Here is a 15,554-nt window from a genome sequence, read left to right as displayed (position 1 = left end):
TATAGCGCTTGGCGCCATCTCCATACCTCATGCGCAATCCCTGAAATTGGCCTCTAGCGCTTACGTGGCAAGCGCTAGCAGCTATCAATTGTTGTGATTTTCCATGGTGGATGGAGTTAGCAGGCTGCTTGCAAGGGCGGGGTGCTGCTAGCTTGCAGGGCCCATGCCGCAACGCCCTGCACCACATTCCCAATCACCAGCACGCTGGGGCTGGCCAGGTTTTGTGCATGCAGCGTATCCGCCAAATTTTGCAAATTGGTAATGGCATGGCGCTGCTGCGGCAAGCTGGCGTGTTGAATGATGGCCGCCGGTGTGAGGGCTGGCAGGCCGCCGGCTTGCAGCTCTGCGCTGATGTGATCGGCTGCGCTGACGCCCATGTAGATCACGAGGGTGAGTTTGGCCGCATGTGCCGTGCTGGCCAGAGCGCGCCAGTCAGTGCCGCTGTCTCCGGGCTTGGCATGGCCCGTGATAAACACCACCCCATGAGCGTGCTCTCGGTGGGTCAGCGGTGCGCCCAAGCTGCTTAACCCGGCCAAGCCTGCGGTGATGCCATTGATCACTTGCACCGCAATACCGGCGCGGCGCAGGTGCTCCACTTCTTCACCGCCACGGCCAAAGATGAAGGGGTCCCCGCCTTTGAGGCGTACCACGCGCTCGCCCTGACGCACCTCGGCTTCCATCAGCTTTTCGATGAACGCCTGGGGCGTGCTTTTGCAGCCACCGCGCTTGCCCACATAGACAATGCGCGCGGTGGGCGATGCAAAGTGGACGATCTCTGGCGAGACCAGGTCATCCACCAGCAGCACGCTGGCGTTCTGGATGGCCTTGAGTGCTTTGAGGGTGAGCAATTCAGGGTCACCCGGGCCTGCACCGACCAGGGTGCATGTGCCTGCGGTGTGTGTGGCGCTGGCGTTCATGCTTGCGCTCCTTGTGGGGCCGGTAAAGCGGCCAGTTGACGGTGTAAATCGCAAATGGCTTGCACCTGCGTGGCGATCGGTGCGGGCACTGGGCGCTGCCCTTGCAGCACCTCGCGCGTCCATGTGGCGGTGGCAGCCACATCCAGCCCATTGGGTAGTTCGGGCGTGACGGGCACAGCCCCAGTTTCTGCCTGCAAATCCAGTACCCTGCGCCCTTTGATGATGCCGCACAGCGCAGGTTGGCGGCGCGGGTCTGCCACGGGCTCACCTTCCATACCGCGCAGCAGCAGCGCATGGCTGCCTGCTTCGGCATGGGTTTGCTCCATGCTGAGGCGGTATTCCGGGTGGGTGTAGCAGCCAACCACCAAACTCTGTGTGCCACTGGCAGCCAGTGGGTTCAGGTGCTTGACCAGGCTGTGCGCTGGGTTGCGCAGCCCAATGGCAGCGCGGGCGTCCAGCAAATCAGCCAAGCTAGGCAACAAAGTGCGGGTGTGAAGGTGTAGCAATTGCCCGGGCTGCGGGGTCTGCACGGCAAGCGCAGCGGGGTAGCCCATGTGTTCCAGCACTTGTGCGGCAGTGATCCGTGTGCTTTCCGTGGTACAGCCATGCAGCAGCACCGGTAAACCTTGGCGTACCAGCAACAAGGCCAGCAAAGGGGTGAGTACCGGCAGGCGGCGTGCACCGTTGTAGCTGGGCAAGATGATGACCGGAGTTGCAGCGCTGGCGGTGAGCGGCAAGCGTGCATGCACTGCATCCATGAAACCCGCCATCTCTTGCGCTGTTTCGCCTTTGATGCGCATGGCCAAACAAAAGGCACCCACTTGCAAGGGAAGGGCTTGCCCATCGAGTATCCATCCCAGCAGCTCACAGGCCTGGGCACGCGAGAGCGCGCGGGCACCATCTTTGCCGCGACCAATTTCTTTGAGGTATTGCTGGATATGCATGACTGATATGTGAATTTATTGTTATTTTCACAGGTCTTATATATAGATTCGATATATGGAAATGCAGGTCTAAAGCGGTGATGGGCTTGCGCTGGCATATCGTGCAAAAAACACTGCCTCAGTCGGTGAAAGAGAGGGCGATGGCTCTAGAGTGCACAAAAAAACCTTCAAGGTGGCGCCTTGATGTGCAACAGCCTCCGTGGTCTACTTTCGTGGCGGGGTGGTTTTTTACCCGGAGGCTTTGTCAGCGTGCAAAGTAGGTGCTGGACTGCCGTTTGGGGCAAATTTTGGTTGAGGAGAATGGGCAATGAATACTTCGCCATCGATCGTGAATGAGCTGCAGGCGCAACTGCAGGGAGCACCTATGCAGCACATGGCACAGCAATTGGGGGCAAACAGCGAGCAAATCCAAACAGCGGTCAGTGCGGCTTTGCCACTGTTGTTGGGCGCACTGGGGAAAAATGCCGCTCAGCCCCAAGGCGCCGCAGATTTATTGGGCGCGCTGCAGCGTGACCACAGCCAAGCCCTGCCTCAAGGCTTGGGTGGGCTGGGAGGCCTGCTGGGCTCCATCCTGGGGGGCAGCACAGCCGACAGCGCGCAGAACCCGCTGGGCAATGGTGCAGCCATCTTGGGCCATATCCTGGGTGGCAGCCAGCAAAAAGCAGAGGCCAGCCTGGGGCAGGCCACGGGTTTGGGCGGCCAAGGCGCTGCGCAACTGCTGTCTATGCTGGCGCCCATCGTGATGGCTTTTTTAGCCAATCGCGCGAAATCTGCGGGCTGGGATGCAGGCAGTCTGAGCCAGACGCTGGAGCAAGAGCGCGCTCAAGCCCAGCAGCAAGGCGGCCTTGGTGGTGATTTGCTGGGAAGCCTGCTGGACCAAAACGGCGATGGCAAGCTAGATGTGGGCGACCTATTCAAGCTGGGCAGTAGCTTGTGGAGTGGCCGCCGCTAAGCCGCAAGCCACACACACGGAAAAAAGCACCAGCCGGTGCTTTTTTCTTGCCTCGCATGCAAGGCTTTTTGGACGCCTGACGTTGCTGGCGCTGTCACAGACCTACACTTGCAAGCTATGAGTCAGCTGATTTTGGGTATTGAATCCTCGTGTGATGAAACGGGCGTTGCTTTGGTGCAAGTGCCCGCAGATGGCCGCGTGCCTGTGCTGCTGTCACATGCCTTGCACAGCCAAATTGATATGCACCGTGCGTATGGCGGCGTGGTGCCCGAGCTGGCCAGTCGTGACCATATTCGCCGCGTGTTGCCTTTGACGAAACAGGTCATGCAAGATGCAGGCAAAACTTTGCAAGATGTGGATGTGGTGGCATTTACACGCGGCCCAGGCTTGGCAGGCGCGTTGCTGGTGGGCGCGGGCGTGGCATGTGCGCTGGGTGCGGCACTGGACAAACCGGTACTGGGTGTGCACCATCTGGAAGGGCATTTGCTTTCTCCCTTTCTGAGTGAAGACCCGCCCGAGTTCCCGTTCATCGCCTTGCTGGTTTCAGGGGGGCATACACAGCTGATGCGGGTCGATGGCGTGGGCCGCTATGAAATCCTGGGCGAAACGATTGATGACGCTGCTGGCGAAGCTTTCGATAAATCTGCCAAGGTGCTGGGCTTGCCCTATCCGGGGGGGCCTATCCTGTCGAAGCTGGCGGAGAGTGGAGATCCTGAAGCGTTCAAGTTGCCTCGCCCTTTGCTGCACAGCGGTGACTTGGATTTTTCGTTTGCAGGCCTGAAAACAGCAGTACTGACGCAGGCCAAAAAGCTCGGCGATGAGCTGCAGGCGCGTAAGGCAGACTTGGCCGCAAGCACCCAGGCGGCCATCGTCGATGTGCTGGTGAAAAAAACCCTCAATGCCTTAAAGCAAACGGGCATGCACCGTGTCGTGGTTGCGGGCGGCGTAGGGGCTAACCAACTGCTGCGCGACCAGTTGAACAAAGAATGCGCCAAACGCAAAATTCGCGTGCATTACCCGGAGTTGCATTTGTGCACCGACAACGGGGCCATGATTGCCATGGCAGCAGCCATGCGTATACAGGCCGGGCAGCAGATGCCCCAGAAGACCTATGCATTTGACGTGAAGCCGCGCTGGCCGCTGGATGCGATTGTGGAAACCATCGCCTGAGCATGCTGCGCACGGACTGACCAAGCCCTCGAAAGAGGGCTTTTTTGATGGTTTTCCCAGCAGTCCGGCCATCGGGCTTTACCAAAGCTTCACGTGGCTTTTGCTGTGGCCCTACATGGGGTCTGCACAATCTGGGGGTAGAAACAGGCTATTGCGTTTTTTCGTCCCCAGCATGTACCAGAACTCCAGCACCATTTTTTTGCGACCTTTGCCGCGTTTTTGGGTCATGCCCATTGCTGTGGCATGTAGCGTATTTATTGCAGGTTGTACGCACACCTCTCGTTTTGATGGGCAAAGCGCAGCCGTGGCTGTGCCAACGCAGTGGAGCAGTACGGCGGCCCAGCCTCAGCAGCGCACGCCGGAAGACCTCAGTCGCTGGTGGCAGCGGTTTGGTGATGCCCAGATGACAGCGTTGATTGAGCAGTCGCTGCAGGCCAACCCCAGTGTGCAATCGGCCCAAGCATCATTGCGTCAAGCGCGTGCACAACTGGATGTACAAGCTGCCTCTCGCATCCCCAGCGCAAGTGCTGGCTTTGACCGAGGGCGTAGCTGGGAAGGTGGCGACAATGGCGCCAATAGCTATGCAGCACGTGTGAGCGCCAGCTGGGAAGCTGATTTGTGGGGACGCCAAGCGAATGCGGTGCAGGCTGGGGAGGCCAATGTCCAAGCAGCCGTGGCGGTGCTGGAAGGCGCGCATGTGTCACTGGCGGCAGAAGTCGCGCTCAACTACATTCAATTGCGTAGCCTGCAAAACCGGCTGAGGATTGCCCAGGACAACCTGGGCATTCAGCGGGAGAACCAGCAAATCACCGAATGGCGTGTGCAGGCAGGGTTGGCCACTTCGCTGGACGCGGAGCAGGCGCGCTCTTTGACGGCGCAAACGGCTGCACAAATTCCGGCGTTGGAATCTTCGCTGGCCCAAACACGCCATGCCTTGGCCATTTTGACGGGCCAACCACCTTCGGCCTTGGATGCGGAGTTGCTGGCTGCACAACCCTTGCCAGTGGCGCCTGACAGTCTGGCCATGACGCTGCCTGCAGACACCCTGCGCCAGCGCCCGGACGTTCGCGCACAGGAGCAAAAAGTGATAGCAGCGGTGGCCAATCTGTCATCGCAAGAGCGTGCCAATTTCCCGACGCTGCGCCTGTCGGGGTCGCTGGGGCTGAATGCTTTGACATTGGGGGCGCTGAGCGGAGCCACCGTGGCCCAAAACATTGCCGCAGGACTGGCTGCGCCCTTGTTTGATGCCGGGGCGAACCGCGCCCAGATTCGTGTGCAACAAGCGTTGGTGGAACAGGCGCGGATCAGTTACCGCTCGACGGTGCTGACTGCCTTGCAAGAGGTCGAAGATGCCTTGGTGCAGTTGCAAGGCGATAAAGACCGCTTGGTGCAACTGAAGATTGCCGAAGAGGCAGCACGTTATGCCCAACTGCTTGCCAACCAGCGCTACAGCAGCGGCCTGGTGGATTTTCAGACTGTGTTGGATACCCAGCGCACTTTGCTGTCATCCCAAGACAGTGTGGCCACGGCACAAGCCTCTATCAGCACGGATTACGTGCGCCTGTACAAAGCGTTGGGGGGCGGCTGGCAACCCCTGAATGCCGAGGGCCAGGTCATCGACACCGCTGCAGCACAGCCTTAAAGATTCAACGGAAAACAAACAATGCGTAAAAAAACATCCGCCAGTATTGCCCAAGACGTGCACGAACTTTTAGGTGATGGTCTCGCCCGTAAGTGGTGGCAGAACCCCACCATTTGGATTGGCGCTGTGGCCGTAGCAGGTGCCATTGGTGGCTATTTCCTGTGGCAAAACCACCAGGCTGCGAATGCCAAGCCCGTGTATGTTTCCCAAGAGGTCAAGCGCGGCAATCTATCAATCACGGTGGCGGCTAACGGTACCTTGCAGCCTACACGGACGGTGAATGTGGGGTCTGAATTGTCCGGTACCGTGCGCAATGTGCTGGTTGACGTGAACGACACGGTGAAAAAAGGCCAGGTGCTGGTGGAGCTGGATACCGACAAGCTCAATGCACAGCTCAACCGCTCCAAAGCATCGGTTGCCTCCGCGCAAGCACGCTTGCAGCAATCCCAAGCGACGCTGAAAGAAGCGCGTTCCAATTTGGCCCGGCTGGAAGAAGTCCACCGCATTTCGGGTGGGAAAGTACCTTCTGCAGCAGAAATGGATACGGGGCGTGCCGTGGTTGATCGAGCAATTGCGGATGAGGCCGCGTCTCGTGCTGCGGTAGATGATGCCCGGGCTGCGCTAAAGAACGACGAAACCAACTTGTCCAAGGCCTCGATCAAATCGCCCATTGATGGCGTGATCCTCACGCGCAGCGTAGACCCGGGCAATGCGGTGGCAGCTTCGTTGCAAGCCGTGACCTTGTTCACCGTTGCCGAAGACCTGAAGCAATTGCGACTGGAAGTCTCGGTGGATGAGGCTGATATTGGCCAGGTCAAAGAGGGCCAGCGCGCCAGCTTTACGGTCAGTGCCCACCCCTCGCGTATTTATCCTGCCAAAGTGACGCGTGTGGACTACGGCTCTACCAAGACCGATAACGTGGTGACTTATTTGGCGCGGCTGGAAGTGCGTAATGAAGACTTATCGCTGCGCCCCGGCATGACTGCCTCTTCGACCATTCGCTCCAATGAGCGCACGGATGTGCTGCTGATCCCGAATGCGGCGTTGCGCTTTACCCCGGTGGGAATGACAGCCCCCGCTGCAGCAGATGCAGCAGCACCCGATGGGCGCCCATCGGGTGCTGCGGGCGAGCGGGGCACGCGCCCTCAAGGTGCTGGCAGCGCCGGCAATAGCGGCATCATGGGGCAACTATTGCCACAACGCCCTCGCATGAGCCGTGGTGGTGCCGGCGGCAGCCAAGCGCTGGGTGCGGGGCAAACCCGTTATGTATGGGTGCTGGAAGCGGGCACTCCCGTGGCAGTGCAGGTCAAAACGGGCCTGAGCGATGGTCGCATGACCGAGGTGGAGAGCGAAAAGCTCAAGGAAGGCGCACAAATCATTACCGACCAGCGCAGTGGAGCCGTGCGATGAGCGATGCCGCCCCACAAGCCAGTGGATCTGTGCCCCTGATTAGGCTGCGCAACATCGTCAAGGTATACGGCGAGGGTGGGCTGGCATTCAAGGCGCTCAAAGGCTTTGATCTTGATATCGAGCAAGGTGATTTTGTGGCCATTATGGGCCCCAGCGGCTCTGGCAAGTCCACTGCCATGAACACCTTGGGGTGCCTAGATCGCCCCACGTCTGGCGAGTATTTGTTCAAAGGTGTGCATGTCGAAGACCTGGACCGCGATGAGCGCGCGCGTTTGCGCCGTCGCTATTTCGGGTTTGTGTTCCAGGGGTTTCACCTGCTGCCACGCACCACAGCACAGGAAAACGTGGAGCTGCCGCTGCTGTACCGTGGAGAGACCAACGCAGCGCGTCGCGAAGCGGCTGCAAAGGCGTTGGAGGCCGTGGGCTTGAAAGGCTGGGAGCACCACACGCCCGCAGAGCTATCGGGGGGGCAGCAGCAGCGCGTGGCGATTGCACGGGCGATTGTCAGCAATCCGGTGGTGCTACTGGCGGATGAGCCTACTGGTAATTTGGATACCCAGCGCAGCGCAGAAATCATGGAGTTGCTCTGGAAGCTCAACAGCGAGCAAGGCATTACGGTGCTGATGGTGACCCACGAGCCGGAGATGGCTGCCTATGCGCGGCGCATTGTGCGTTTCAAGGATGGTTTGCTCGACAGTGATACGCGCAACGAACCCTTTATGCTGCGCCGAGCTGCCCGCAGTGCGCCAGTGCAGCCACAGGAGGGGCATTGATGTTTTTGAACACCATTCTTTTGGCATTGCGCTCCATTCGCCGCAATTTGCTGCGTTCATTCCTGACCATTTTGGGCATTGTGATTGGCGTGAGCGCCGTGATCACCATGGTCACTTTGGGCAATGGCGCCACCGTGGCCGTGCAGTCGCAAATTCAAGGGCTGGGCACCAACTTGCTGCAAATCCGTGCGGGGCAACGCATGGGGCCGGGCGCTGCACCAGCACCAGCGTTCAAGGATACGGATGCGAATGTCATTGAGCAGCAAATCGGAGGCATTGCCGCCGTGGCACCCGAGGCACGCTCCAGCGTGACGCTGGTGGCCGATGGCCGCAACTGGTCTTCCAGTGTGATTGGCAGCACCAATGCTTGGTTGCAAACCGGCAACTGGACGCTGGCGCAAGGCCGCGCGTTCTCGGACGAAGAGCTGCGCGCCGGTGCGCCGGTGTGTGTGATTGGCTCGACCTTGCTGCGTGAGCTGTACCAAAACAGCGCCGATGTGCTGGGGCAGCAGCTGCGGGTGAAGGCGTTTTCCTGCACCATCATTGGGGTGCTGGAATCCAAAGGCCAAGGTGCGTTTGGTAACGACCAGGACGATATGGTGCTGATCCCGCTGAAAACTTTGCAGCGCCGCGTGACGGGCAATACGCGGGTGAATACCTTGCTGGTTTCGATGGCAGACGATAGCGACCCAGAGCGCGTAAAAAGCAGCTTGCGAGACCTGCTGCGCGAGCTGCGCAAGCTGGCGCCGATGGACGAGGACAACTTCAACGTACTCGACACCAAACAGCTGGCTGACACCATGGCAGGTACCACCAAGGTGATGACCACCTTGCTGGGCGCGGTGGCTGCCGTGAGCTTGTTGGTGGGTGGCATCGGCATCATGAACATCATGTTAGTGAGTGTCACGGAGCGCACGCGCGAAATCGGCTTGCGCCTGGCTATTGGGGCGCTGGAGCGCGAAGTGCTGCTTCAGTTTTTGATTGAAGCGGTGGTACTGGCAGCGCTGGGTGGTTTGATTGGCATTGCAATTGCGGCGGCTGCATCGGTGGGCTTGGCGCAGGTGATGCAGGTGCCCTTCATCTTCAATCCCACGGTGAATGTGCTGTCCTTTGTGTTCTCGGCCGCAATTGGTGTGGTGTTTGGCTATTTTCCAGCGCGCCGGGCGGCGCAGCTGGATCCGATTGAGGCGCTGCGCCACGAGTAAGCACAGGGTTGCTACGACTGAAAAAAAGCCGGAGCGCACCAGCGACTCCGGCTTTTTAATGGGCGAGTGGCTGGGGTTTAGGCCGCTGCACCCAAGCGCTTGCGCATTACAAAGCCATAGGACAAGCCCGCGATGGCTGCCGCAGCAGAGGCGCCCAGAATGCCCATCTTGGCTGCAGCCAGCAATTGCGGATCGGTAAAGGCCAGTCCGCCGACAAAAATGGCCATGGTGAAACCGATGCCAGCCAGCAAGCCCACTAGGAGTACGCCCGGCCAAGTCACCCCTTGGGGCATTTGGCACAGGCCGGTTTTGACCGCCAAAAACGTGGCAAGGAACACGCCCACAGGCTTGCCCAGCAGCAGTGCCAGCATGATGCCCGAGGCCACCGTCGCGGGGCCCACAGCACTCAAGTCCACGCCACCAAACTGCACGCCGGCATTGGCCAACGCAAAGACCGGCATGACGGCAAAAGCCACCCAAGGGTGCAGCATCATCGGCAGTCGAAAGACGGGGGGGAGCAGATCGCGCTGGGCGCGGGTGGCTATATGAAGTTCTTCATACAGCACATGCGCATCAAAACTGCCGCTACGTGCATGCACTTGCACGCGCGCGAGGGCTTGTTGTGCCGCTTCCAAATGGTGTCGGGGTGCGGGGCGCATGGCGACGGGGGTCATCAGCCCCAGCACCACGCCTGCGAGCGTGGGGTGGGCCCCCGTTTGCAGCAGACCGAACCACAGCACAGCACCGGGGAAGACGTACAGCCATGCAGAGGCCACGCCCATGCGGTTGAACAGCAGCACCAGCAGCAGACCGACAAAGGCGATGCCAAAGCCGCTGTAGTCCAGGCCACCGGAGTAAAAGAACGCGATGATGAGCACGGCCACAATGTCATCGATGATGGCCAAGGCCAGCAAGAAGATGCGCAAGGGGCCGGGAATGGATTTGCCCAGCAGTGCCAGCACGCCCACGGCAAATGCGATGTCGGTGGCCGTAGGGATGGCCCAGCCGTTGAGCAGTTCGGCATCGCCCGCCGCAATCGCCACATAAATCAAAGCGGGCACCACCACGCCGCCCACGGCGGCAACCACGGGCAGGCTTGCCTGGCTGAGGCTGGAGAGCGCGCCGTTGTGCATCTCGCGGCGAATCTCCATGCCCACGACCAGGAAGAAGATGGTCATCAGCACATCGTTGACGACAAAGTGCAGATCGGTGTTGACCGTCCATGGCCCTAGAGTGAGGGACAGCGGGGCATGCCATGTGTCGAAGTAGCTTTGTGCCCACGGCGAGTTGGCCCAGAGCAGGGCCACGGCTGCGGCGATGAGCAGCACGATGCCGCTCATGGACTCGATATGCAGCATCCGGCTAAAGCCAGCGCTGGCACGCTCGGCCGCAGTTTGCAGCGCAGGAATGCGGTTGCTGGGGGCTGGAAACTGCGGGTGAATGGGAAATTGCTTGGGTGAATCCACGTATGCGCTTTCTCTTGGTTGGGAAAGTGCCGCAGCAATCGCTTTGGCAAGCATACGCCCAGGCTCAAGCAAGCACGGGAGCGCCTGTGTCAGCGCGGGCTGAAAGCAGGCGTGGGTGGTATGGCAAAACGGGTGCGTACGGCACGATTGTGTGCAGGCGGCCCGACCTGCACGAAACACCTGCCATCACCACTGCATGTGGTGGGCACCCGGCGCCAAGTGTACCGAAACACGGCTGATCTCCTGCGCGCTAAATCGCAAGAGACGGTAAGGATATTTAAAAATAAGAGCTGTTAGCGCTGGTTTTTAATGGGTTTAAAGGTGAAAAGACTTTGAAAGCCATGCTTTTTGAGCGCTAGATGCTCATTTTTTAGAGTGCATCAGCACAAAAAAAGCCCCCGAGGCTTTCGGCACTCAGGGGCTGGGAGGAGGCAGTTGACAGGCTTATTTGGCCATGGAGTCTTGCAAAGCCTTCATCGGGTCTTCGTCGGCCGTGTCAGTGCTGGGAGCGTTTTGTTGTTGCTGCTGTTCCATGAACGGATTGTCAAAATCCACCGGCGCAGGCATATCGGCTTCCATCTGTTCGCGGATGGCGTCCAGATCGTAGTCCACCTTCTCGTCCAGGCCGCTGGAGACGATGCCCGGGAAGGCAATGATCAGGCCCACCATCAGCAACTGGATGCACAGGAACGGAATGGCGCCCATGTAGATCTGGTTGGTAGTCACCGGGGCAATGCGCTTTTTGGTGAGCTTGTCGGTGTATTCCTTGTCCGGGGCGACCGAGCGCAGGAAGAACAGCGCAAAGCCGAATGGTGGGTGCATGAAGGAGGTCTGCATGTTTACTGCCAGCAACACGCCGAACCAGATCAGGTCAATGCCCAGCTTGTCGGCCACGGGGGCCAGCAGCGGCACGACGATGAAGGACAGCTCGAAGAAGTCCAGGAAGAACGCCAGGAAGAACACCATGATGTTCACCAGGATCAGGAAGCCCAGTTGGCCGCCTGGCAGGTCCGACAGCAGGTGCTCCACCCACAGTGGGCCGTCCACGCCCTGGAAGGTCAGGCCGAACACGGTGGCGCCGATCAGGATGAACAGCACGAAGCACGACAGCTTGGTGGTGCCAACCAGGGCCTGGCGCAGCAGCTGGTAGCTCAGGCGCTTGCGGCTGACGGCCAGGATCATGGCGCCCAGGGCACCCATGGCGCCGCCTTCAGTGGGTGTGGCAATGCCCAGGAAGATGGTACCCAGCACCAGGAAGATCAGCAGCAGTGGGGGGATCAGCACAAAGGTGACTTTTTCCGCCACGTGCGACAGCAGGCCCATGCCGGTGATGCGGTTGATCGACGCAGCCACGAAGGCCAGCGCCACGCCAAAGCACATCGCAAACACGATGGTCTCGTCCTTGGCCACTTTTTCCACCACTTCACCGGTGAACCAGGTGTGGATGGTGGTCATGTTGTTGGCGGCAAATACAGAGACTCCCACGCACAGGATGGTCAACACCAGCAGCGAAGTCAGGCCGTTGGAGCCATCTTTCTCCTTCAGGCTGCGCGCTTCAGGCGGCAGGGCCGGCACCATGGCTGGCTTGAAGATGGCGATGGCGAAAACCATCAGCATGTAAAAACCCACCAGCATGAAGCCTGGCAGGAAAGCGCCCTTGTACAGGTCGCCCACGCTGCGGCCCAACTGGTCGGCCAAGATGATCAGCACCAACGATGGCGGAATGATCTGCGCCAGCGTGCCGGAGGCGGCAATCACGCCCGAGGCGATGCGGCGGTCATAGCCGTAACGCAGCATGATGGGCAGGGAAATCAAACCCATCGAGATCACGGAAGCCGCCACCACACCGGTGGTGGCCGCCAGCATGGCACCCACCAAAATCACCGCGATGGCCACGCCACCCCGGATAGGGCCGAACAGCTGGCCCACGGTGTCCAGCAGGTCTTCCGCCATACCGCTGCGCTCCAGGATCAGCCCCATGAGCGTGAAGAACGGAATGGCGAGCAGGGTTTCGTTCTGCATGATGCCGTAGATGCGCAGCGGCAAGGCCTGCATCAGGGCTTCGGGTAGCACGCCCAGCTCAATCCCCACGACGGCAAAGAACAGGCCGCAGGCACCCAGGCTAAATGCCACCGGGAAGCCCAGCAGCAAGAAGCAGATCAGGCCCGCGAACATGATCGGGGCCATATTGTTTGCAATGAATTCCATAGCTATGTCTCCCTGTGCACTCAGGCGCTTTTAGCGGCGTTGCGCGCGGCTTCTTCTTCGGCCTTGCGGATGACTTCGGCCAACTCTTCTTCCGGTGTTTTTTCCAGAATCTTGACGGTTGGGTCGTCGATCAAGCCCATCAGGAATGCAATGCGTTTGATGAGCTCGGACAAGCCTTGCAGCATCAGCAGACCAAAGCCCAGAGGCATCATCAGGTACACGGGCCAGCGGATCAGGCCACCAGCATTGCTGGACATTTCGCTGGTGTTCCAGGCCTGCAGGAAGAAGGGCACGCCGTGATACAGCACGATCAAGCACATCGGCGTGAGGAACAGGGCAAAGCCCACTACATCAATCCAGACGCGGGTGCGCAATGACAGTTTGGCGTTGATCACGTCCACCTTGACGTGTTCTTTCTCCAGCAGCGTATAGCCGGCTGCCAACAGGAAGGAGGCGGCAAACAAGTACCACTGCACTTCCAGAAAAGCGTTCGAGCTGGTGTGTAGCACCTTGCGCACCACGGCGTTTACGCCGCTGATGACAGTGGCCGCAAGAATGAGCCAGATGACGTATTTACCGACCCAAGCGTTGAGCTGGTCGATACCCCGTGAGAGTCGTAGAAGTGCTTGCATGGTGTCTCCAAAAAGCGCGATATCTGCCGCAGGTACAGCGTATGGCGTGTGGCCACACGGCCCTGCAGGCTTGTAAGAATGCACAGTCGCGCGATTCTACGGAGCGCCCTAAGTACTTGCTGACGGCTTTGTGACGGAGGTGTAAAAATTCAGCACTTTTGATGTGTTTTAGGGTGTCAATAAAGGGTTTTTACTAGGTGATGTCGATGCTCTGGGCTTGATCTTGCGCATGGTGCGAACAGCTTTTTGACCACCAAGGCAGACGTTCATGCAGCAAGCTGACGTCGCCGCTGCCCGTACAGTCATGGCCGCCCAGAGCCTGCATGCTCTGGTGCCAAGCCGCAGAGCGCAGCATGCTGCACAGCGCCTGCATCGCGGGGTGCTGTAGCAATTTGGCGTGACAGACCAGCAGATCATGCTCTTGGCATAGCGCCACAAAATCCAAGCCCTTGGCCAAGGCTGCAGAGGCAATCCCAAGCCCTACATCTGCCTGCCCTTGTGCCACCGCTTGGGCGACAGCGTTGTGGCTGGGTTCTTCGTCATCAAAACCTACGATGTCCTCAGGGTGCAGATGCGATTGCGCCATCAAGTCGGCCAATACAACGCGGGTGCCCGTGCCTAAAGGGCGATTGACAAACTGTGCCTTGCTCTGGGCCACGTCTTGCAAGCTGCGTAGTTGTAAAGGGTTGCCCGCAGCAACAATCAGGCCTTGCGCGCGGCGCCCCAAGCTGATGCAGCGGTGCTGCACCACATCCAGCAGGGGTTGATAGATGTGGGCAGACATCGAGTGTTTGCCAGCTGCCTCCAGCACATGAAAACCTGCCAGTGCCGCCCGGCCTTCATTCAGGGCGCGCAAGGCATCAACACTCACACAAGGAGTCAGGTCGAGATGCACCGCCAGTGGGCCTTGCATGCTGGCAAATTGACGCAGCACGCTATAGGCACTGTCATAGCTGGCATGCAGCGAAAGGACGGGGGTGCGCTCGTCATAACTCAGTGCAAAACTGCGCTCCAGCTCCGCTTGAATGGCTTCGATATGCGGTGCCAAGCGTGCTTGGGCTTGGCGCTCAGTGAGCAGCAGGCGCTGGCCAAAAGGGCTGAGCTGGGCGGTATGACCCTTGCCCCACAGAATGACTTTGCGGCCCAGTTGGTCCTCCCACTTTTTCAGGGAGCCCCACACATGGCGGTAGGAAAGCCGTAATGCGCGTGCTGCGCCAGAAATAGAGCCTTCCTGTGCGATGGATTCCAGCAATGCCAGCAAAGGGTGGTGAATGACGCTACTTGATGGTGCTTCTTGCAGCGTGTAGTGAAGTTGGATGCGTTGCACGGAGGAAAGGCTGCTGAAAACTCGAAGAAGGGGTTGCCACCATAACGGCAAGCGCGTTCCACGTCAGGAGAAGCCTTATGTCCACCATGTAATTCGGCGTTTGCAGCCCCGGTGTAATCATGCACAAAGGGTGATCTGGATGGGAAGAAGCGGGCTGCAGGAGGTGTCCATAGCCCGCCATAGCCGCTACATCACCATGCAGCAGACGCAGAAAAAGTGGTTGGCTTAAAGCGCCAAGTGCTCTTTTTCAACATGCTGCAAAACGCCTTGGCAAGCATCTTCAATCAGGTCGAGCACATGTTCAAAACCTTGGTCGCCGTCGTAATACGGATCAGGCACGACAGAGCTGCGCATGTTGCGGCAGAACTCCGTCAGGCGGTGCAGCTTGTGGCGCTGCCCAGGCGGGCACAGGGCTTGTGCTCGGGCCATGTTTTCATGGTCCATCACCAGCACCAGGTTGTGGCCTTCGAAATCTTCACGCGTGAGCTGACGTGCGCGCAGATCACTCAGGTCGTAGCCGCGTAGCAAAGCGTGTTTTTGGCTGCGGCGGTCGGGAGCCTCTCCGACGTGGTGCGCATGTGTGCCGCAGGAATCGACACTGAACCAGTTGCTCCAGCCACGGACGTGCACCATGCTGCGCATGATGCCATGGGCGCTGGGGCTACGGCAAATATTGCCCATGCACACCATGAGCACGGAGAAAGATGCGGGGGGCGGAACGAGAGTCATGGATGGAGCGCGAGGGAAATTTCAAAAAGATGGTGCAAGGTATCAAACCATACCTGCGGTGCGACGATTGGAAATCAGGAGCTGCCAGCATTCGGGTTGAAGCAGTCTTGTGCGAGCCAACAGCTGGGGTGAGATTTTGCGTGCAAATGTAAAAAAATAGGTTTTGGAAATAGCTTGCA

At 59.2% G+C, this 15,554-nt stretch carries 13 protein-coding genes; 6 read left to right on the top strand and 7 right to left on the bottom strand.

Annotated elements, in window-relative coordinates:
- Positions 1-116 precede the first annotated feature (116 nt).
- Entirely contained in the window at positions 117-917 is an 801-nt protein-coding gene (cobA, locus tag QEP12_RS08165) for a uroporphyrinogen-III C-methyltransferase (RefSeq protein WP_174862807.1), read from the bottom strand.
- On the bottom strand, positions 914-1,861 hold the full coding sequence (gene ybiB, locus QEP12_RS08160) for a DNA-binding protein YbiB (protein WP_284213941.1): 948 nt from the start codon (positions 1,859-1,861) through the stop codon (positions 914-916). The genes cobA and ybiB overlap by 4 nt, the downstream gene beginning before the upstream one ends.
- A 307-nt stretch (positions 1,862-2,168) precedes the next feature.
- Here ybiB and QEP12_RS08155 point away from each other — a divergent pair, with 307 nt between their 5' ends.
- The 6 genes from QEP12_RS08155 (at position 2,169) to QEP12_RS08130 (ending at position 9,013) form a co-directional block, all read left to right on the top strand.
- Positions 2,169-2,813 (top strand): DUF937 domain-containing protein, encoded by a 645-nt coding sequence (locus QEP12_RS08155; RefSeq protein ID WP_284213940.1) that lies wholly within the window; start codon positions 2,169-2,171, stop codon positions 2,811-2,813.
- 117 nt (positions 2,814-2,930) lie between these two features.
- On the top strand, positions 2,931-3,983 hold the full coding sequence (gene tsaD, locus QEP12_RS08150) for a tRNA (adenosine(37)-N6)-threonylcarbamoyltransferase complex transferase subunit TsaD (protein WP_284213939.1): 1,053 nt from the start codon (positions 2,931-2,933) through the stop codon (positions 3,981-3,983).
- Between the two features lie 172 nt (positions 3,984-4,155).
- Positions 4,156-5,625 (top strand): efflux transporter outer membrane subunit, encoded by a 1,470-nt coding sequence (locus tag QEP12_RS08145; protein WP_284213938.1) that lies wholly within the window; start codon positions 4,156-4,158, stop codon positions 5,623-5,625.
- 21 nt (positions 5,626-5,646) lie between these two features.
- A complete protein-coding gene (locus QEP12_RS08140; RefSeq protein ID WP_174863138.1) occupies positions 5,647-7,035 on the top strand; it encodes an efflux RND transporter periplasmic adaptor subunit in 1,389 nt (462 codons plus the stop codon).
- Positions 7,032-7,808 carry an ABC transporter ATP-binding protein gene (locus QEP12_RS08135; RefSeq protein ID WP_284213937.1) on the top strand — a complete coding sequence of 259 codons (777 nt, stop codon included), beginning with the start codon at positions 7,032-7,034 and terminating at the stop codon, positions 7,806-7,808. Before QEP12_RS08140 ends, QEP12_RS08135 begins: the two co-directional genes overlap by 4 nt.
- Positions 7,808-9,013 carry an ABC transporter permease gene (locus tag QEP12_RS08130; RefSeq protein ID WP_284213936.1) on the top strand — a complete coding sequence of 402 codons (1,206 nt, stop codon included), beginning with the start codon at positions 7,808-7,810 and terminating at the stop codon, positions 9,011-9,013. The genes QEP12_RS08135 and QEP12_RS08130 overlap by 1 nt, the downstream gene beginning before the upstream one ends.
- 77 nt (positions 9,014-9,090) lie before the next feature.
- Here the strand turns inward: QEP12_RS08130 and nhaA are convergent, their stop codons facing one another.
- The 5 genes from nhaA to QEP12_RS08105 form a co-directional block, all read right to left on the bottom strand.
- Complete coding sequence (gene nhaA / locus QEP12_RS08125) at positions 9,091-10,479, bottom strand: Na+/H+ antiporter NhaA (protein WP_284213935.1); 1,389 nt, start codon at positions 10,477-10,479, stop codon at positions 9,091-9,093.
- 444 nt (positions 10,480-10,923) lie between these two features.
- Positions 10,924-12,687 (bottom strand): TRAP transporter large permease, encoded by a 1,764-nt coding sequence (locus QEP12_RS08120; RefSeq protein ID WP_284213934.1) that lies wholly within the window; start codon positions 12,685-12,687, stop codon positions 10,924-10,926.
- Positions 12,688-12,707: 20 nt separating this feature from the next.
- Complete coding sequence (locus QEP12_RS08115) at positions 12,708-13,319, bottom strand: TRAP transporter small permease subunit (protein WP_174863141.1); 612 nt, start codon at positions 13,317-13,319, stop codon at positions 12,708-12,710.
- Positions 13,320-13,512: 193 nt separating this feature from the next.
- Positions 13,513-14,646: a substrate-binding domain-containing protein gene (locus QEP12_RS08110; RefSeq protein ID WP_174863142.1), complete on the bottom strand. Its 1,134-nt coding sequence runs from the start codon at positions 14,644-14,646 to the stop codon at positions 13,513-13,515.
- A gap of 225 nt (positions 14,647-14,871) precedes the next feature.
- Positions 14,872-15,375 carry a low molecular weight protein-tyrosine-phosphatase gene (locus QEP12_RS08105; RefSeq protein WP_174863143.1) on the bottom strand — a complete coding sequence of 168 codons (504 nt, stop codon included), beginning with the start codon at positions 15,373-15,375 and terminating at the stop codon, positions 14,872-14,874.
- Positions 15,376-15,554 lie beyond the last annotated feature (179 nt).

The organism is Comamonas jiangduensis, assembly GCF_030162955.1.
GTDB lineage: Bacteria > Pseudomonadota > Gammaproteobacteria > Burkholderiales > Burkholderiaceae_C > Comamonas > Comamonas jiangduensis.
This window is presented reverse-complemented; position numbering and strand designations above follow the sequence as displayed.